The sequence below is a fragment of the Actinoplanes auranticolor genome (genome assembly GCF_018332655.1).
Classification (GTDB): Bacteria; Actinomycetota; Actinomycetes; order Mycobacteriales; family Micromonosporaceae; genus Actinoplanes; species Actinoplanes auranticolor.
The window spans coordinates 1-16,514 of record NZ_BOQL01000088.1 but is presented as its reverse complement, the minus strand read 5'-3'; the positions used below and the strand labels follow the sequence as shown (position 1 = coordinate 16,514).

General features: G+C 73.3%; 17 protein-coding genes and 1 pseudogene. 9 read left to right on the top strand and 9 right to left on the bottom strand.

Annotation, left to right across the window (positions count from 1 at the left end; all coding sequences use genetic code 11):
• Positions 1 to 4: 4 nt before the first annotated feature.
• The 3 genes from Aau02nite_RS44070 to Aau02nite_RS44060 form a co-directional block, all read right to left on the bottom strand.
• The gene (locus Aau02nite_RS44070) at positions 5 to 409 is read right to left on the bottom strand and encodes a PPOX class F420-dependent oxidoreductase (RefSeq protein WP_212994663.1); all 405 of its coding nucleotides are present in this window, start codon (positions 407 to 409) and stop codon (positions 5 to 7) included.
• Between the two features lie 33 nt (positions 410 to 442).
• Positions 443 to 1,321, bottom strand: coding sequence for a S1C family serine protease (locus Aau02nite_RS44065; protein ID WP_212994662.1), 879 nt, complete (start codon positions 1,319 to 1,321; stop codon positions 443 to 445).
• Positions 1,322 to 1,474: 153 nt separating this feature from the next.
• Entirely contained in the window at positions 1,475 to 2,410 is a 936-nt protein-coding gene (locus Aau02nite_RS44060) for a saccharopine dehydrogenase family protein (RefSeq protein WP_212994661.1), read from the bottom strand.
• Positions 2,411 to 2,683: 273 nt separating this feature from the next.
• Here Aau02nite_RS44060 and Aau02nite_RS47130 point away from each other — a divergent pair, with 273 nt between their 5' ends.
• The 4 genes from Aau02nite_RS47130 to Aau02nite_RS44045 are packed head-to-tail and all read left to right on the top strand — an operon-like array spanning position 2,684 to position 5,199.
• Positions 2,684 to 3,232, top strand: coding sequence for a DJ-1/PfpI family protein (locus tag Aau02nite_RS47130; protein WP_246595902.1), 549 nt, complete (start codon positions 2,684 to 2,686; stop codon positions 3,230 to 3,232).
• Positions 3,229 to 3,417, top strand: a complete 189-nt coding sequence (locus Aau02nite_RS47125) for a helix-turn-helix domain-containing protein (RefSeq protein ID WP_246595901.1) — start codon at positions 3,229 to 3,231, stop codon at positions 3,415 to 3,417. Before Aau02nite_RS47130 ends, Aau02nite_RS47125 begins: the two co-directional genes overlap by 4 nt.
• Before the next feature lie 49 nt (positions 3,418 to 3,466).
• A complete protein-coding gene (locus tag Aau02nite_RS44050) occupies positions 3,467 to 4,312 on the top strand; it encodes an alpha/beta hydrolase (RefSeq protein ID WP_212994660.1) in 846 nt (281 codons plus the stop codon).
• The gene (locus tag Aau02nite_RS44045) at positions 4,309 to 5,199 is read left to right on the top strand and encodes an RNA polymerase subunit sigma-70 (protein WP_212994659.1); all 891 of its coding nucleotides are present in this window, start codon (positions 4,309 to 4,311) and stop codon (positions 5,197 to 5,199) included. Before Aau02nite_RS44050 ends, Aau02nite_RS44045 begins: the two co-directional genes overlap by 4 nt.
• Here the strand turns inward: Aau02nite_RS44045 and Aau02nite_RS44040 are convergent.
• The gene (locus tag Aau02nite_RS44040; protein WP_212994675.1) at positions 5,150 to 6,658 is read right to left on the bottom strand and encodes an amino acid permease; all 1,509 of its coding nucleotides are present in this window, start codon (positions 6,656 to 6,658) and stop codon (positions 5,150 to 5,152) included. The two genes, Aau02nite_RS44045 and Aau02nite_RS44040, sit on opposite strands and share 50 nt — an antisense overlap.
• A 107-nt stretch (positions 6,659 to 6,765) precedes the next feature.
• Complete coding sequence (locus Aau02nite_RS44035) at positions 6,766 to 7,422, bottom strand: hypothetical protein (protein ID WP_212994658.1); 657 nt, start codon at positions 7,420 to 7,422, stop codon at positions 6,766 to 6,768.
• Positions 7,423 to 7,521: 99 nt separating this feature from the next.
• On the opposite strand from Aau02nite_RS44035, the gene Aau02nite_RS44030 reads away from it, so the two are divergent.
• Positions 7,522 to 7,812 (top strand): DUF2834 domain-containing protein, encoded by a 291-nt coding sequence (locus Aau02nite_RS44030; RefSeq protein ID WP_212994657.1) that lies wholly within the window; start codon positions 7,522 to 7,524, stop codon positions 7,810 to 7,812.
• Between the two features lie 4 nt (positions 7,813 to 7,816).
• Here the strand turns inward: Aau02nite_RS44030 and Aau02nite_RS44025 are convergent.
• Positions 7,817 to 8,351: pseudogene (locus Aau02nite_RS44025) on the bottom strand (alkane 1-monooxygenase); the annotation flags it as partial.
• A gap of 77 nt (positions 8,352 to 8,428) precedes the next feature.
• Here Aau02nite_RS44025 and Aau02nite_RS44020 point away from each other — a divergent pair.
• Both Aau02nite_RS44020 and Aau02nite_RS44015 read left to right on the top strand, forming a co-directional pair.
• Positions 8,429 to 9,469 carry an LLM class flavin-dependent oxidoreductase gene (locus Aau02nite_RS44020; RefSeq protein ID WP_212994656.1) on the top strand — a complete coding sequence of 347 codons (1,041 nt, stop codon included), beginning with the start codon at positions 8,429 to 8,431 and terminating at the stop codon, positions 9,467 to 9,469.
• A gap of 222 nt (positions 9,470 to 9,691) precedes the next feature.
• The gene (locus tag Aau02nite_RS44015; RefSeq protein WP_212994655.1) at positions 9,692 to 11,941 is read left to right on the top strand and encodes an MMPL family transporter; all 2,250 of its coding nucleotides are present in this window, start codon (positions 9,692 to 9,694) and stop codon (positions 11,939 to 11,941) included.
• A 242-nt stretch (positions 11,942 to 12,183) separates the two neighbouring features.
• Here Aau02nite_RS44015 and Aau02nite_RS44010 read toward each other — a convergent pair whose 3' ends face one another.
• Positions 12,184 to 12,858: an MBL fold metallo-hydrolase gene (locus tag Aau02nite_RS44010; RefSeq protein ID WP_212994654.1), complete on the bottom strand. Its 675-nt coding sequence runs from the start codon at positions 12,856 to 12,858 to the stop codon at positions 12,184 to 12,186.
• 275 nt (positions 12,859 to 13,133) lie between these two features.
• Here Aau02nite_RS44010 and Aau02nite_RS44005 point away from each other — a divergent pair, with 275 nt between their 5' ends.
• Entirely contained in the window at positions 13,134 to 13,601 is a 468-nt protein-coding gene (locus Aau02nite_RS44005; protein ID WP_212994653.1) for a DUF732 domain-containing protein, read from the top strand.
• 7 nt (positions 13,602 to 13,608) lie between these two features.
• Here the strand turns inward: Aau02nite_RS44005 and Aau02nite_RS44000 are convergent, their stop codons facing one another.
• Positions 13,609 to 14,406: an SAM-dependent methyltransferase gene (locus Aau02nite_RS44000; protein ID WP_212994652.1), complete on the bottom strand. Its 798-nt coding sequence runs from the start codon at positions 14,404 to 14,406 to the stop codon at positions 13,609 to 13,611.
• A 185-nt stretch (positions 14,407 to 14,591) separates the two neighbouring features.
• Here Aau02nite_RS44000 and Aau02nite_RS43995 point away from each other — a divergent pair, with 185 nt between their 5' ends.
• Complete coding sequence (locus Aau02nite_RS43995; protein WP_212994651.1) at positions 14,592 to 14,879, top strand: peptidoglycan-binding protein; 288 nt, start codon at positions 14,592 to 14,594, stop codon at positions 14,877 to 14,879.
• A 13-nt stretch (positions 14,880 to 14,892) separates the two neighbouring features.
• Here the strand turns inward: Aau02nite_RS43995 and Aau02nite_RS43990 are convergent.
• A partial coding sequence (locus Aau02nite_RS43990; RefSeq protein WP_212994650.1) for a Dyp-type peroxidase occupies positions 14,893 to 16,514 on the bottom strand: 1,622 nt, incomplete at its 5' end.

Here is a 16,514-nt window from a genome sequence, read left to right as displayed (position 1 = left end):
CCCGCTACCGGCTGACCACGTCGCGGTTGCTCGGCACCAGGGCGTGCGGCTCGCTGTCCGGGTCGTCGATGCCGAAGCTGATGATCCGGCGCGGGTGGATCCGGATGATCGCTTCGCCCCCGGCCGGCTGGACCGCTTCCGCGACGCCCCGGATCTCCAGGCACCGCACCCGCCACGGATCCACCGAGGGCAGGTCATCCACCACGAACGCGGCCCGCCCGTTGGCGGCGACGTTGCGGTACTTGCGGCTGGCGGCCATGTTCCAGCCGCCGATGTCGATGGTCGCCAGGTCGCTGTTGTAGCGGAAGCCGACCGGGCTGACCTGCAGAGTGCCGTCGGGCTGGGCGGTCGCCAGGCGGCCGAGCGGCTGGCCGGCCAGGTACGCGAGTTCTGCTGCGGTGAAGGTCATCTCCGCAGTCGACAACCTGCACCGGGCTTCAGGTCAAGAGGCGGCCTGAGCCTGCAGCTGTCGCACCACACCGGTGACCGTGCCGGCCGGGATGGCGAAGCCGACGCCGACGCTGCCGGTGCTCTGGTCGCTGGCCGTGGCGATCGCCACGTTGATGCCGATGACGTTGCCGGAGGTGTCGACCAGCGCGCCGCCCGAGTTGCCCTGGTTGATCGGGGCGTCGGTCTGCAGCAGGCCGGTCAGCCGCTCACCGCCGGTGCCGACCTCGCGGTCCCGGGCGCTGACGATGCCGGCGGTGACGGTGCCCTCCAGGCCGAGCGGCGCGCCGAAAGCCAGCACGGTGTCGCCGACGGCGACGCTGTCGTCGGCGCCGAACGTGGCCGGGGTCAGCCCGGACACCCCGGTCGCCTGCACCAGCGCCAGGTCGTGGGTGCTGTCGGCGGCGACGACCCGGGCCGGCACGGTACGGCCGTCCGCGAGCCGCACGCTGACCGTGCCGCCGGAGGAGATGACGTGGTTGTTGGTCAGGACGAGCCCGTCGGCGCTGAGCACGACCCCGGAACCGAGCCCCGACTCGTTCGCGTTGTCGACGAGCACGGTGACGATGCTGGGTGCCACCTTCGCGGCGACCGGGGCCAGACTGTCGCTGTCGGTCACGGCGACGGCGGTGGCGGTGGTCGCGCCGGCGGACGTGGTGGCCGTGGCCCGGTCGGCGTAGTGCTCGGCGACGAAGCCTCCCGCCGTACCGCCGCCGGCGATCAGCGCGAGCACCGCGGCGCCGCCGGCGACCCGCCGCGGCCAGTTCCGGTCTCCCCCGCCACGGGGGCTGATCACGTCCGGCGGCAGCGGCGGCAGGGTGCCGGTGGACGTCGTGTCCTCGGTGTACGGGGGCCGGGTCAGCAGATCGGTCATGGCGCGCCTCGCCTCATCTGTCAGCGGTGATGACCCCACTGTTGCCCGGCACCTTGTCAGGGCCCGGTGAACTCTCTGTGGGTTGGCTGTATGCGGCGTGGCCTGCACCGACCTGGCAACGGCTCGGGTGCCGACGGCCGGCGGATGTGAATGTCAGCCGAGCGTCAGATGCCGCGGGCTCAGCGCGTTCAGAAAGTCCCCGGCGTCGAACCGCGCGCCCACCGAAGCCACCCCCGCGGCGTCCCCCTCACCCGCCACGATCCGCGCGGCCGCCTCCACCACCAGCGGCGCGGTGACCGCATAGATGTCGCGGCCACCCGCCACCGCCCGGCGCTCCCCGCCGGCCCAGCGGGCGACGACCTCCACCAGGAACGTCTGCGCCGAGCGACCGTGTTCGTCCACCGCGACCGGCCCCGACGGATCGGCCGCGAGCAGGTCGTCGACCGCGTTGCTGGTCATGACCGTGGAGATCTCCGGGACGTCGAGATGGGTCGGGATGACGGCGCTGTCGGCCGTCGTGAACTCGCCCACCACCGGCCGGGTGCCGACCGGCGCCGGAAAGGTCCACTCGGTGCAGGGCGCGTCGCCGGTGCGGTGCCGCAGCCGGCCGCCGGTGTAGGTGACGCGCCGGCCGTCGCGGCGCTGCGCGGAGACCCGGCCCGTCGCCCGGGTGCCGGGGGTGGGGCGCCAGCTGCTCAGGGCGTACGCGATGGTGAGGCGCTCGGCGGCCGGCCGGTCCCCCAGCGCGGCGGTCGCGAGCAGATCCGCCAGGCCGCCGTAGAACGCGGCCGCCGGCACGATCGGGATGCCGGCTGCGGCGAAGCCGGCGAAGGTGTCCGTCACGACCTCGAGCTCGGCGGTGACATCGAGATAGGCGATCCCGGCCCGGATCGCCGCCTCGATCGCCGGGGCGGCGGTCGCCGCGAACGGACCGGCACAGTTGATCACCGCGTCCGCGTCCCGGAACGCCACGTCCAGGTCGGTGCCGCGACCGCAGGGAATCGGCGTCATCCCCCGCCGCCGCAGCTCGGTGACGACGAACGTGCCGGAGTGACCCCCGGCGCCCAGAACCGCGATCCGCTCATTCATGGTGCTCAGCGTCGCGGACCCGATCCGGTACGGCCAGCGTCCGTAAGGCCGTACCCCGTACAGTTTCGGACATGCCCTCCGTCGCCCTGGCCGTCACGGACGGCACGCCGCTGTTCGAGCTCGCCGCGGCGTGCGAGGGTTTTCGGCGTCGACCGCGGCCTGGCCGACCCGTGGTACGACTTCACCGTCTGCGGCGACGACGGCGCCGCGGTCGGCGGCTGGCTGACAGCCGGCATCCAGCACGGCCTGGAAGCCCTGGCCGACGCCGGCACGGTGATCGTCCCGTCCTGCCGCGACGCCGCCGAACCGCCGGCACCATCGCTGGTCGCCGCCGTCCGCGCCGCCCACGAGGCCGGCGCCCGGGTGGCGTCGCTGTGCACGGGCGCGTTCATCCTGGCCGAAGCGGGCCTGCTCGACGGCCGGCGCGCGACGACCCACTGGGCCCACACGGCACTGCTGCGCGAGCGCTACCCGGCGATCGAGGTCGACCCGGACGTGCTCTACATCGACGACGGCGACGTGCTGACCTCGGCCGGCAAGGCGGCCGGCATGGACCTCTGCCTGCACCTGGTCCGGGCCGACCACGGTACGGCGGTGGCGAACGCCCTGGCCCGCACCCTGGTCGTGCCCCCGCACCGGCAGGGCGGCCAGGCCCAGTTCATCCCGGCCGCGGTGGGGCACGGGCCGGACCACGCCCTCGCGGACCTGCTGCCGTGGGCGCTGGACCGGATCTCGCGCCCGCTGACGGTACGGGAGCTGGCGCGCAAGGCGGGGATGAGCTCACGGAACCTGGCGCGGCACTTCCACGCGGTGACGGGGTGAGCCCGTTGCGGTGGCTGCTGACCCAGCGGGTGCGGCTGGCCCAGGAACTGCTGGAGACCTCGGACCTGAGCGTGGAGCAGATCGCCTCCCGGACGGGCATGGGCACGGCGACAACGCTGCGCCGCCACTTCCACCACCAGCTCGGCGTCCCACCCGAGACCTACCGGCGAACGTTCCGCCCCTGAGCGGCTGACCCGACCGATTCCTTTCGAGGGTGTGCGGGGTCTACCTCTCATGACGACGACGGCATCCGATCCGAACCGCATCCATTGGGAAGCGACGGCACGCGACGAGGAGACCGACTGGGCGGCGCTCGCGACCGAGCCCGACGGTATCGACGAGGAACGGGTCGACGATCCGGCCGGGCTGTGGCTGCGTCCGCGTGACGCTCTCCCGGGGACTGCGGTGCTGGCCATTCACGGTGGCGGCTTCATCAGCGGCTCGGCCGCGACTCACCGGCGCATGTTCGGCCACCTGGCGCGCGCCGCGGGCCTTGCGACGTTCGCCACCGAGTACGGTCTCGTCCCCGAACACGTGTTCCCCAGCCAGATCGAGACGGTCATGCACGCGTACCGCCGGCTGCTCGACGGCGGAGCGACGCGCGTCGCGGTCGTCGGCGACTCGTGCGGTGCCGGGCTGGCGCTGGCCGTCGCGCTGACGGCCCGCGACAGCGAGGTTGCGCCGCCGGTCTCGATGCTGCTGATCTCAGCCTGGGTCGACCTGGAGGCGACCGGCGGCTCCTACGACACCGGCAGTGACCCGTTCTTCACCCGTGAGCTCGTACGGGCCCTCGGCGCCGGGTATCTGGCCGGCGCCGACCCGCGGGATCCGCTCGCGGGCGCGCTCCACGCCGATGCTCACGACCTGCCGCCGACCTATCTCCAGGTCGGTGCCGATGAGGCTCTGCTCGACGACAGCAGGCGGCTGGCGGATCACCTGCGCGACTCGGGTGTCGACGTCCGCATCGACGAGTTCGCGGGTCAGCTGCACACGTTCCCGATGGCGGCCGGTCGAACGGCCGTCGCCGACGACGCGATCAAGAGGGCGGGATTGTGGCTGCGCTCGACAATGAACTCGTGAACGGATTCGAGGAGGCAGCAGCTGAGCTGCGGGGTGAGCTGCTCGCCCACTGCTACCGGATGCTCGGCTCGTGGGACGAGGCCGAGGACGCGGTGCAGGAGACCTACCTGCGGGGGTTACGCGGCTGGGAGCGCTTCGAGCGGCGCGCCTCCGCCCGGACCTGGCTCTACCGCATCGCCACGAACGTGTGCCTCAACGGCGCTCGCGACCGCGCTCGCCGCGCACTGCCGTCCGGGATCGGCGCCCCCACGGATGGTGCCGGCGAGCCGCCGGGTGTCCTGGCGCCGGAGCACTCGATCCAGCCGTTCGCCGCCGACCGCGACGACCTGCGGCTGGCGTTCATCGCCGGGATGCAGACACTCCCGGCGAACCAGCGTGCCGTCCTGCTGCTGCGTGACGTGCTGGGGTTTCCGGCCCCCGAGGTCGCCGCCATGCTGGACACCTCGGTGGCCGCGGTCAAGAGCCGCCTGCAACGTGCCCGGGCCCGGCTCGCGGAGGCCGCGCCGGCCCCTGAGGATGTCGTCGAGCCCGCTTCTCCAGAGGCGCGGCGCCTGCTCGACGCCTACGTGCGGGCGTTCGAGAGTGCCGAGGTCGAGCTGCTGATAGCCATACTGCGCGCCGACGCGTCGTTGGAGCTCGTGCCCGACCGAGCCTGGTTCGCCGGCAGAGAGGCCTGCTCCCAGGTCCTCCGCAGCGCTGTGGGCGACCCCGGGGACTGGCGGATGGAGCGCACCATCGCGAACGGCCAGCCCGCGGTGGCCGCACACCTCCACCGGCAGCCGTACGGCATCGCGGTGCTCGACGTGCGCCGTGGCGGGATCGCCGGCATCACCGTCTTCAGCGATCCGGCGTTGGTCGAGCGCTTCCGCCCGCACCCTTCTCGATAGCCTCGCGTTCGGCGGTCCGGCTGTTGCGCCGCCCGTACGCCAGGTAGAGCACCAGCCCGATCCCCAGCCAGGCCAGGAACCGCAGCCAGGTCTCCACCGACAGGTTCGTCATCAGATACAGGCAGGCCAGCGCCGACACGATCGGCAGCACCGGTGACAGTGGCACCCGGAACGGCCGCGCCAGCTGCGGGCGCGTCCGGCGCAGCACCGGCACCGCCACCGACACCACCACGAACGCGAACAGCGTGCCGATGCTCACCAGGTTCGCCAGCGACGACAGCGGCACGAACCCGGCCAGCAGCGCGATTCCCACCGTGACCGCGATGGTCGTCCGGTACGGCGTACCCCAGCGGGGGTGGACCGCGCCCACCTTCGGGGGCAGCAGGCGGTCGCGGGACATCGCGAAGCCGATCCGGCCGATGGCCACGATGTCGACCAGGATGACACTGGTCAGGCCGGCCACCGCCGCGATGGAGACCAGCGCCGACGCCCAGCCCGCGCCGACCGCGTCGAAGGCCGAGGCGATCGGGGCGCCGCGGTCGATCTGCCGGTAGTCGACCATCCCGACGACGACGAACGAGACCGCGATGTACAGCAGCGCCGACACGCCCAGCGTGCCGAACAGGCCGAGCGGCAGGTCGCGGCGGGGCTTGCGGGTCTCCTCACCCAGGTTCGCCACGGCCTCGAAGCCGGTGTACGCGAAGAAGACCACCGCCGCCGCGGTCAGCACGCCGGCCACCCCGAACGCCGACGGGTCGATGCCGAACAGCAGCTGGGACAGGGAGCGGCTCAGGCCCGAGGCTTCGTCCTCAACCGGCTGGGACGGCGGGACGAACGGGGTCAGGTTGGCCGCCTTGATGAAGAACGCTCCGGCCACCACCACGAACAGGCAGATCGCCACCTTGACCACGACCAGCAGGTTGGTGACCCGCGACGACTGGCGGATGCCGATCGTGGCCACCGCGCCCAGCAGCAGCACGACGGCGACCGCGCCGAGGTTGACCACGCTGTCCTCGCCGAAGAACGTGCCCGGCAGGTCGAAGAGCTCGGCCAGATAACCCGACCAGCCACGGGCGACCACGGCGGCACCGAGCGCGAACTCCAGCACCAGGTCCCAGCCGATGATCCAGGCGACGATCTCCCCCATGGTCGCGTACGCGTAGGTGTAGGCGCTGCCCGCGGTCGGCACGCTGGAGGCCAGCTCGGCGTAGCAGAGGGCGGCGAGCAGGCTGGCCACCCCGGCCAGCGCGAACGCCACGATGACGGCCGGGCCGGCGTGGTCGCGGGCCTCGATGCCGGTGAGGGTGAAGATGCCCGTACCGATGACGATGCCGATCCCGAAGCCCATCAGGTCCACCGGCCCCAGCCGGCGGCGCAGCCGTCCGCCGCCCTCGCGGCCCTCCTCGGCCTGGTCGCCGCTCTGGGCGAGGACGACCTCGATCGGCTTGGTCCGCATCATCGACACGGTGGGCTCCCCTCTGTCCGGGACGGCTGGCGCGGCTTGCGGTTACCCCGGCTTCCGCCGGACATGCCGCCGGCGGCGCCCCGGCTCGCGCCTCGTCGCTGTCAGGACCGGGGATACCCGCGGGGCGGGACGGCTGCGGCAGGGACCGCCGGGACGGGCCAGAGCCCGTAGGGCCGGATCGGGGTCGGAGCTGTGACGGAGACGGCGAAGGGCGACTCGCGGAATCCCACCGAGCCTCCGGCCACGGCCGTGCGGGGCACGTCGAAGAAGACCAGGCCGGTGGCCCAGCCGCCGGCCGGGATCTCGTACGAGGTGAATTCGCCGCGCCGGCCCTGCGGCGCCGGGCCATGGGAGGTGCCGTCAGCGGCGAGGAAGAGGAAGTCCCAGAGACTGGCCGACCCCTGGCACCCGGACCGGGCAACCGCGACGCGGGCCACCAGCCAGACCCGCTCACCGCGCCGATCGGCCACGCCGATCGCCTGGATCGTGTACAAGGAACTGCCGTAGGCGACCGACTCGCCGAGCCGGGCCGTCACCGGGATGCTCGCCGGAGCAGCGAACGAGGTGCACTGCTCGGCCGGAACGGTGACGACTTCCGTGACGTGCGACAGGACCAGGCCACGGGACGGGGCAGCGGGATCGCCGAAAGCGACCAGCTGCGGGGCGTCGAGCATTTCGACCGCGGACGGGGTGGCGGCCGATGACCCGCCGAGGAGCACCGCCAGGGCGGCACCCGCCAAGATCCACAGCTTCCTCATGTCGCGTCGCCATTCGGCAGTCACGGCGCCCACCTGAGTACTTTCAGCATGCGGGCGGCAGCCCCACGAACGAGAGGCTTTCGGATGGCATCGCGGCGCGTGTATCTCGGTCTGGCAGTGCTCGGAGCGGTCGTTCCCTACGCGGCGCTTGCCGTCTTCATCAGCCGGCACGGCCTTTCCTTGAGCGAGCTGGCGCAGCAGGCGTTCGGCTCGCCCGGCGCCACCTTCTTCGCCCTCGACGTGGTCGTCGGCGGCGTGACGGTGCTGGTCGCCGCGACGCGCGACTCTCGCCTGATCGGCCGCAAATGGGCCGTGGTGGCCGCCACCCTCCTGGTAGGACCCGGCTGTGGCCTGCCGTTGTGGCTGGCGCTGCGACAGACCGGGCCCTGAACCTCTACACGTCCCTCAGCTTCCGGCCGGTGTTGGCCAGGGTCGCGTCGCCGTCGTAGTGGGCGAGGACCCGGTGATCCATCAGGCGCCGCCACAGCGGTGGCACCAGCGCGGCGACGAGCATCGTGGCGTAGCCCGCCGGCAGCTGCGGGGACACGTCGAAGCTGCGCAGCACCTGGTAACGGCGCAGCGGGTTGGCGTGGTGGTCGCTGTGGCGCTGCAGCTGGAAGAGGAAGACGTTGGTGACCAGGCGGTCGCTGTTCCAGCTGTGCCGGGGTCGACCTTCTCGTACCGGCCCGCGGGCGTGCGCTGCCGGCGCAACCCGTAGTGCTCCAGGTAGTTGACGGCTTCCAGCAGCGAGAAGCCGACCACGGCCTGGGCGAGCAGGAACGGCAGGACGCCCGGACCGTACGCGGCCAGAACCGCCAGAAGCTCTCCCCCAGCCGGGAGCTGGCCGGGTCCTCCGGGGTCGCCACCCGCAGGTGGTGCCCCCGGTTGTGCTCGACGAAGAAGTGGCCGTAGCCGGCCGCCGTGCTCGCCGGCACCCCGGTCCGGTCGCGGCGTGGAAACGCCGGCTCCCGGGAATCCGGCGCCCGCGTGGGTGGTTCGCACCGGGGTGAAGAAGATCGGATTCCTGTCCTTCGGGCACTGGCGGGACGCGGCCGGGTCGCAGACCCGCAGCGGCGCCGACGCCCTGCTGCAGACCATCGAGCTGGCCGAGGCCGCCGAGGAGCTCGGCGTGGACGGCGCGTTCGTCCGGGTGCACCACTTCGAGCGGCAGCTGGCCTCGCCGTTCCCGCTGCTGGCGGCGATCGGCGCGCGGACCTCGCGGATCGAGATCGGCACCGGCGTCATCGACATGCGCTACGAGAACCCGCTGTACATGGCCGAGGAGGCCGCGGCGGCCGACCTGATCAGCGGCGGCCGGTTGCAGCTGGGCGTGAGCCGGGGATCGCCGGAGACCGTGCTGCTCGGCGCCGAGGTGTTCGGCTACCGGCCGGCGGAGGGTCAGAGTGCCGCGGACGCCGCCCGGGAGAAGACCGAGATCTTCCTGGCCGCGATCGGCGGCGCCAAGGTGGCCCGGACCGACCCGGCCCGGACCGGCTTCAGCGGTGGCCTGGCCGTGCAGCCGCAGTCACCGGGCCTGCGCCGGCGGATCTGGTGGGGCTCGGGCACCCGGGCGACCGCCCAGTGGGCCGCCCGCGCCGGGATGAACCTGCAGAGCTCCACCCTGCTGTCCGAGGACACCGGGGTGCCGTTCGACCAGCTGCAGGCCGAGCAGATCGAGCTGTACCGGCAGGCGTGGCGCGACGAGGGCCACGACTGGGAGCCGCGGGTCTCCGTCTCGCGCAGCGTGCTGCCGATCACCGAGGAGATCGACCGGATCTACTTCGGGGACCAGGCCCACGAGGACCAGGTCGGGTTGCTGGAGGGGGTGCGGTCACGCTTCGGGCGCACGTACGCCGGGGAGCCGGACCGCATCGCCGAGGAGCTCGCGGCCGACGCGGCCGTCCGCGCCGCCGACACGGTGTTGTTCACCGTGCCCAACCAGCTCGGGGTCGCCTACAACGCCCGCATCCTCGAGACCATTACCCGACACATCGCTCCGGCGATCGGCTGGTCCGCGGTGCAGCCCGCGGGCCGGGGCAAACCCTGAGGCCGTCTCGGGGTCCCCGGCGTACGGCTCCTTCCCCAGGCTGAGCCCTGACCCCGACCGGCGTCCGGTACCACCGTTTCGCCGGTTTCCTGCCGCGCGCGACGACCCGAGCCGGGCACCGGGCCGGCTCCGGGTGCGGCGCGGGTCCGACCCGGATGTTCCCAGCTCCCCCTCTGCCTAGGTTCAGGTTCGACACAGGAATCAACGCAGGGGGAACCAGCGATGAGCAAGCGACCGGTGACGGTTCGGGTGGCACGGTGGAGTGCCGAGCACCCATGGCGGGCGGTGGCGCTGTGGGTGGTGTTCGTCGCGGTGTGCTTCGTCGGGGGTAACGCGGCCGGCCTGCAGGAAGCCACCGCACAGGATCAGGCCGTCGGCGAGTCCGGACGCGCCGGCGTGATGATCGAGGAGGGCAGGTTCGCCGACGAGCCGGCCGTCGACAATGTCCTGATCACCTCCCGCTCCGGTCCGCTGGACCAGGCCGCCGATGCCGCGGCCGCAGCCGCGACCGCCGAGCTGCGGAAGGTCCCGGGCGTCGCCGAGGTCGGCGAGCCGGTCAAGGCCGTCGACGGCTCCGCGCTGCTGCTGCCGATCACCATGAGCGGCGACCCGGAGACCGCCGCCGAGCGGGTCGAGCCGCTGCGCGCGGCCACCGCGCGGGTCCAGGAGCAACACCAGGGCGTACGGGTCGAACAGGTCGGCGGGCCGTCGATCAACAAGGCCCTCGACGACACCCTGGGCGCCGACTTCAAGCGGGCCGAGATCCTCAGCCTGCCGGTGACCCTGACCATCCTGATCATCGCGTTCGGCGCGCTGATCGCCGCGGGCATCCCGGTGCTGCTGGCGCTGTCGTCGGTGGCCGCCGCGATCGGCTTGTCCACCCTGGCCTCGCACCTGGTGCCGGCCAACGACTCCACCTCCAGCGTCATCCTGCTCATCGGCATGGCGGTGGGCATCGACTACTCCCTGTTCTACGTCCGCCGGGAACGGGAGGAACGCGCCAAGGGCCGCGGTCACGTCGACGCGGTGGAGATCGCCGCGGAGACCTCCGGGCACGCGGTCGTCGTCTCCGGCATGGCTGTCGTCATCTCGATGGCCGGTCTGTTCCTGGCCCAGGACGCCATCTTCTCCTCCCTGGCCGTGGGCTCCATCCTCGTGGTCGCCGTCGCGGTCATCGGCTCGCTGACCGTGCTGCCGGCGATGCTGGCCAAGCTGGGCCGCTGGGTGGACCGGCCGCGGGTGCCGCTGCTGTGGCGCCTCACCGCCCGCCGCACCGGAGCCGACGGCGTCGTGCAGCCGAGCCGCTTCTGGACGCTCGTGCTGCGCCCGGCCCTGCGCCGGCCGCTGCCCACCCTGCTGATCAGCGTCGGCCTGCTGCTGGCCCTGGCCGCGCCCGCCCTGGGCATGCAGCTCAAGTTCCCGGGCACCGAGGACCTGCCGCGCACCACGCCGGCGATGCAGGCGTACGACCGGCTGGCGGCCGCGTACCCGAGCAACGGCACCAACCACGTCGTGGCCGTGCAGGCCCCCGCCGAGCAGGCGCCCGCCGTCAAGGCGGCTCTGACCCGGCTGGCCGCGAGCACCCAGGGCGACCGGCTCTTCGCCGCGCCGGAGCAGGCCGGCCCGGACATCGAGGTCTCCCCCGACTCCCGGGTGACCGTGCTGGAGATCGCCACGCCGTTCTCCTCGCGCAGCGACGAGGCCGGGCAGTCACTGCACCGGCTGCGGGACACCCTGGTCCCGGCCGCGCTGGGCGGGCTCAGCGGCGCCTCGTACGCGGTCGGCGGCGGCGTCGCCGAGAGCGAGGACTACGCCGCCCACGTGTGGAACAAGCTGCCCATCGTCGTCGGCTTCGTGCTGCTGCTGACGTTCCTGGTGATGGCGTGGACGTTCCGCTCGGTGGTGGTTGCGCTGACCTCCATCCTGCTCAACCTGCTCTCCGCCGGCGCCGCGTACGGCCTGCTGGTCCTGGTCTTCCAGAACACCTGGGCCGAGGGCCTCCTGGGCTTCACCTCGATGGGCGCGATCGTCACCTGGCTGCCGCTGTTCCTGTTCGTGGTGCTGTTCGGGTTGTCGATGGACTACCACGTCTTCGTGGTGAGCCGGATCCGCGAGGCGGTGCTGCGCGGGGTGCCGAACCGCGAGGCGGTGGCCGAGGGCATCACCGGCTCGGCGGGCGTGGTGACCAGCGCCGCCATCGTGATGGTCGCGGTCTTCTCGATCTTCGCGACGCTGTCCACCATCGACATGAAGCAGCTCGGCGTCGGCCTGGCCGCGGCGATCCTGCTGGACGCGACGCTGATCCGGGCGGTCGTGCTGCCGGCGCTGATGACGCTGCTCGGCCCGGCCAACTGGTGGGCACCGCGCCTGCTGCGGGGCCGGGGCCGGCACGCGGCGGGCACCCCGGCGACCAGCGCCGGTGACGCCCCGGCGGAGGACGACAAGGCACCGGAGCTGATCGGCGCCCGCTGACCGATCATCTATACGCGCGCCGGCCGGAAGCCACGGGGTTCCGGCCGGCGCAGCGTCGTGTCCGCCCGGCGGCGGCCCACGCCGCGGCGGTCGGGCGGAAGCGATCCGGGCGGCCACGCGGTGGCGGCGAACCGGGCGGCCGCGAGGCCCGCCGGTGGCGTCAGTCGATCGTTTCCGGGGTGGCGTAGGTGACCGCGCCGTATGTCGGGCGGGGTGTCCGCCGCCGCCCGGGGCGAACCGGGTCAGGCGGCGACGAACTCCCGGAAGCGTTCCACCGCGCGGCCGGTGACGGCCCGCCCGTGCCCGAAGACCGCATGCTCGAAGTCCATCCCGGCCAGCCGGGCGACGCTGCGGGCCTGCTCGTCGAGGTCCGCCGAGACCATCTTGGGCGTGCTGCCGACCCGGCCGCCACGCTTGCCGGCCGCGGCGTCACCGGCGAACAGGATGCCGCCGGAGCGGTCGAGCAGATAGCAGAGGTGCCCGGCGGTGTGGCCGGGGGTGTGCAGCGCGGTGAAGCCGGGCAGCGGCTGGTAGCCGTCGGTGGTCACGATGTCGTCGACCGGGACCGGCTCGGGGGTGCCCATGATCAACGAGGAGACCTTGAGGACGGGGTGGCGGTACACGGGCCGCCGGTCGCCGGTCACGTAGGGCACGTCGGCCTGGTGGGCGACGATCCGGGCACCGGAACGGCGGCGCACCTCGGCGAGCCCGCCGGTGTGGTCGGGATGGTGGTGGGTGAGCAGCACCGTCCGCACGTCACCGATCGACCGGCGCATCTTGTACAGCACCTGGGCGATCTTCCCGGACCGGCCGGGCAGCCCGGTGTCGACGAGCACGACACCGTCGTCGGTCACGACCAGATGCACGTTGACGTACCCGATACCGACCTCGAAGACCCCGTCGACCACTTCACGCATCCGGCGATGATCGCATGCCGCCGCCCCGGTGAGCCGCCACGACCCGGACCGGAGCCCGCTCTGTCGAGATCGGGGCCACGGGATCGACGTACCGGTGGAGGTGAGGGCGGTGATCGATCCGACGGTGGAAGGCGGCTGGAGCACCGGGTGGACCGGTGACGGCACCGGCGGGGCGGGGGCCCCACAGTCACCCGTACGCGTGGGTGATCCGTCCCGCCGGTGGCCGGGCCTCGTTGAGGATCTGGCCGGCACGACACGGATGAGCGGGGTGGACGATGGCGAGACGATGGCTGGTCGCGGCGGTGCTGCTGGTCGCGCTGGGCGGGTGCGGCGACGAGCCGGAGGCCGAGCCGGCGACCGTGCCCGTGCCGGTGACGACCAGTCCGGTCCCGGCGTCGCCGAGCGTGGTCGCCAGCCGGGTGGCCGGCGCGGCCGCCCCGGCTCGGACGACAGCGGCCCGGACGACGCCTCAGACGCCGCGGGCCGCCGGGTGGGCCGACCCGGCCGCGTTCGTGGCCGTGGTCCAGCGCACGATGCCCGATCTGGCCCTGGACCGCCGGGAGGACGAGCTGGCCACGCTCGCCCAGCGGGCCTGCGCGGCGCTGGCGGCCGGCCGGTCCCCCGCCGCCGTGGTGGCCGAGGTGCGGGCTTTCGGCACCGACCGGGCCGGCGCCCGGCAGCTGATCAAGCTGGCCGTGGACACGGTGTGCCCGGAGCAGGAGCGCCGGGCCCGCGAGTTCTGACCGGCCGTCAGGGCTTGCGGGCCACTCCGCAGTACTGGTTGACGTCGATGTCCGGGTCGCCGGGGCCGGGCCGCCAGCGTGAGCAGGACACGACGCCGGGCGCGAGCAGCTCCAGGCCGGCGAAGAAGCCGGTGATCTCCGCCGCGCTGCGGTATTTGATCTTGGGCGTGCCGTGCTTGTTCCAGTACGCCTGGATGTTCTCCGCGGCCTGCCGGTTGATGTCGTCGCACCCGTGCGCGATCGCCAGGTAACTGCCGGCGGGCAGGGCGCCGACCAACCGGGCCACCACGTCCAGCGCCGCGTCGTCGTCCCGCAGGAAGTGCAGGATCCCGAGCAGCGTGACGGCCACGGGCCGGGAGAAGTCGAGGGTGCGCCGCGCCGCCGCCAGGATGGCCTCCGGATCGTTCAGGTCGGCCTCGACGTACTCGGTCGCGCCCTCGGGTGTGCTGCTCAGCAGGGCACGGGCGTGCACCAGCACGAGCGGGTCGTTGTCGACGTAGACGACCCGGGCGTCCGGCGCTGTCGCCTGGGCGACCTGATGGGTGTTGTCCGCGGTGGGCAGACCGCTGCCGATGTCGAGGATCTGCCGGATCCCCCGTTCCCCGACGAGGTGACGCACCATCCGGCCGAGGAAGGCCCGGTCGGCGACCGCCATGTCGATGATCGAGGGCAGCTGCCGGGCGATCTCGTCCCCCGCGGCCCGGTCGGACGCGAAGTTGTCCGTCCCGCCCAGCCAGTAGTTCCACAGCCGCGCCGAGTGCGGCACTTCTGTGGTGATGCGGGGGTCAGTGGCCGGTTCGGGCATCGCAGTGGCTCCCTGTCCGGTATGGGCGTGGGCGCACATCGTCGCACTGTTACGCGGCCATCACAGCCCCGCGGGTCGGCCGAAAGTCGCAGCCGATCCACAGCAGGTCGCGCCCCTGGTCCGATGTCGCGCACAGGTTCCCTGCGGATGCTGGGAAGTGCCCGCCACCCATCCAGGAGGTCATCATGTCGGCACGCGGAATGCTCGGTCTGGTCGGCACCGCCGTCGGCGGCCTGATCGGCTGGGGCGAGAAGGTCCCGGCGGCGGACCCGGCGGCGCTGCGCGGCCTGTTCGCCGACCTCGGCCTGGCCGCCGGGCCGGCCGAGGAGGACCTGGCCACCGCGGTACGCGGCTTCCAGGCCCGCGTCGGCCTCGACCCGGACGGCGTCGCCGGGCCCCGCACGGTGCACCTGCTCGCCCGCTACGCCAAGGAAGCCCGCGAGCTGCACCGCTTCGAGCACGCCGCCGCCTGAACGCAGCCCCTCCTCAGTCCGGCTTGCCCAGCGCACGCAAGGCGTCCAGTCCCGGCAGCAGGAAGTACTCGCCGCCCCGGCAGGTGACCAGCGGTCGCGGCACGTCGACGTACGCCGGGGGTGCGCCCGCCAGCAGGATCCGGGCCCCCGGCCCGCCGGCCGTGGTGAAGACGTCCTCCTCGCGGCCACGGCCGAAGGCGTTGCCGTCGGCCATCCACTCGGTCTGCACGAACTCGAACTGCCGGCCCGGATCGGCCACCACGGCCAGGAAGAGCAGCCCGCGTTCCTGGCCGTCGTCGTCCGCGCCGGGCGGCAGGTACGGCCCGTAGGGCACGCCGCGGCGCAGCATCAGGTGCCGGCGGGTGAGCTTGCTGCCCCCGGGCAGGGCCCCGCGCGGGTTGGCCCGCCGCACGTGCGCCGCGGCCGGGCACGGCGCCAGCAGCTCGCCGTCGGCGCGGCGCCCGACCAGCCCGGCGGCGACGTCGTCCGCTCCCCCCTCGAACAGTCCGGCGGCGGCCTCGGTCATCTCCCGGAACGCCGGCACGTCCTGCTCGAGTTTGCGGTAGACCAGGAAGCTGCCGTTGCGGCTCAGCTCCGGCGGCAGGAACCGCCCGGCGACGTCGCCGTCCACATCGGGCATACCCAGCACGAACTCGCCCGGCGGCAGCACCTCGCCGGGGGCGCTGCGGCCGTAGCCGGCCACCCGGGGCTGGGAGATGCCGTCGGCGAAGCCGAAGTGTTCGACGAAGGTGCGGCTGTCGCCACGCGGATCGGTCAGCCGGCCACCCTGCTGTTCGCCGACGATCCGCAGACCCTCGCTGTCCGCGATCCCGGCCCGCAGCCGGTCGAGCCAGGGCTCCAGCTCGGCGGAGTCGGTCGCGGTCAGCAGCAGCACGATGTCGACCGCGCCGGGCGCGGTGAAGGGCTCCTGCCAGGGTGCGGTGCCCCGGCCGGGCGACAGCACGTCCTCGCGGGCGTACATGCCGTCGCGGAACTCCTCCGGAAAATCCTTCAGCTCGGCGGCGGGAACCCCGAGGCGGGCCAGCCCGGCGTGACTGATGCCCAGGTGCAGGGCCCGGGCGGGCCGGTCACCCACCTCGGCGGCCGAGGTCACCTCCGGTGCGACGGTACGCAGCCAGCGCCGCGCCTGCGGGCCGGAGGTGACCGAGAGGAACAGGTGGGCGGCCACACTGTGGTCGGCGAAACCGCGCAGCACGATGCCCTGGATGTCGGGCAGCTCCAACCGCGCCACCGGGCCGGGATCCGGGACGCGTTCGTCCTCCAGGTCGACGGCGATGCGGAAGCGGCTGCGCAGCATGCCGTCGGCGTTGCCGGGGGCGGTCGCGGCGAACGCGGCCACTTTGCGGCGCAGGCGCAGAGCGTCGGTGAGCTGCGCGACGGTGCCCTCCGGGCTGCCGGAGAACGTGTAGTCGGCGCGCACGCTGCGCTCGGCGAAGAAGGCGACGAAGGGCTCCTGCTGGTAGTGCCCGGGATAGCCGGCGCAGTCGCCCCAGATGGCGTCGGCGTCCGGGCCGAGCAGCCGCAGCCGCCGGAAGAAGTCGGCCGGGTCGCCGTCGACGGTCGCGGTGAGCATCAGGTACGGGTGCGGCAGGTCGTCCGGGCGCGGCGGGGGGG

Bases quoted from the DNA above. Each gene is read 5' to 3' on its own strand.
- Aau02nite_RS44035 (WP_212994658.1), bottom strand. From the start codon at position 7,422: ATGAGGAAGCTGTGGATCTTGGCGGGTGCCGCCCTGGCGGTGCTCCTC.
- Aau02nite_RS44015 (WP_212994655.1), top strand. From the start codon at position 9,692: ATGAGCAAGCGACCGGTGACGGTTCGGGTGGCACGGTGGAGTGCCGAG.
- Aau02nite_RS44070 (WP_212994663.1), bottom strand. From the start codon at position 409: ATGACCTTCACCGCAGCAGAACTCGCGTACCTGGCCGGCCAGCCGCTC.
- Aau02nite_RS43995 (WP_212994651.1), top strand. From the start codon at position 14,592: ATGTCGGCACGCGGAATGCTCGGTCTGGTCGGCACCGCCGTCGGCGGC.
- Aau02nite_RS44065 (WP_212994662.1), bottom strand. From the start codon at position 1,321: ATGACCGATCTGCTGACCCGGCCCCCGTACACCGAGGACACGACGTCC.
- Aau02nite_RS44050 (WP_212994660.1), top strand. From the start codon at position 3,467: ATGACGACGACGGCATCCGATCCGAACCGCATCCATTGGGAAGCGACG.
- Aau02nite_RS44005 (WP_212994653.1), top strand. From the start codon at position 13,134: ATGGCGAGACGATGGCTGGTCGCGGCGGTGCTGCTGGTCGCGCTGGGC.
- Aau02nite_RS44010 (WP_212994654.1), bottom strand. From the start codon at position 12,858: ATGCGTGAAGTGGTCGACGGGGTCTTCGAGGTCGGTATCGGGTACGTC.
- Aau02nite_RS44060 (WP_212994661.1), bottom strand. From the start codon at position 2,410: ATGAATGAGCGGATCGCGGTTCTGGGCGCCGGGGGTCACTCCGGCACG.
- Aau02nite_RS44000 (WP_212994652.1), bottom strand. From the start codon at position 14,406: ATGCCCGAACCGGCCACTGACCCCCGCATCACCACAGAAGTGCCGCAC.
- Aau02nite_RS44040 (WP_212994675.1), bottom strand. From the start codon at position 6,658: ATGATGCGGACCAAGCCGATCGAGGTCGTCCTCGCCCAGAGCGGCGAC.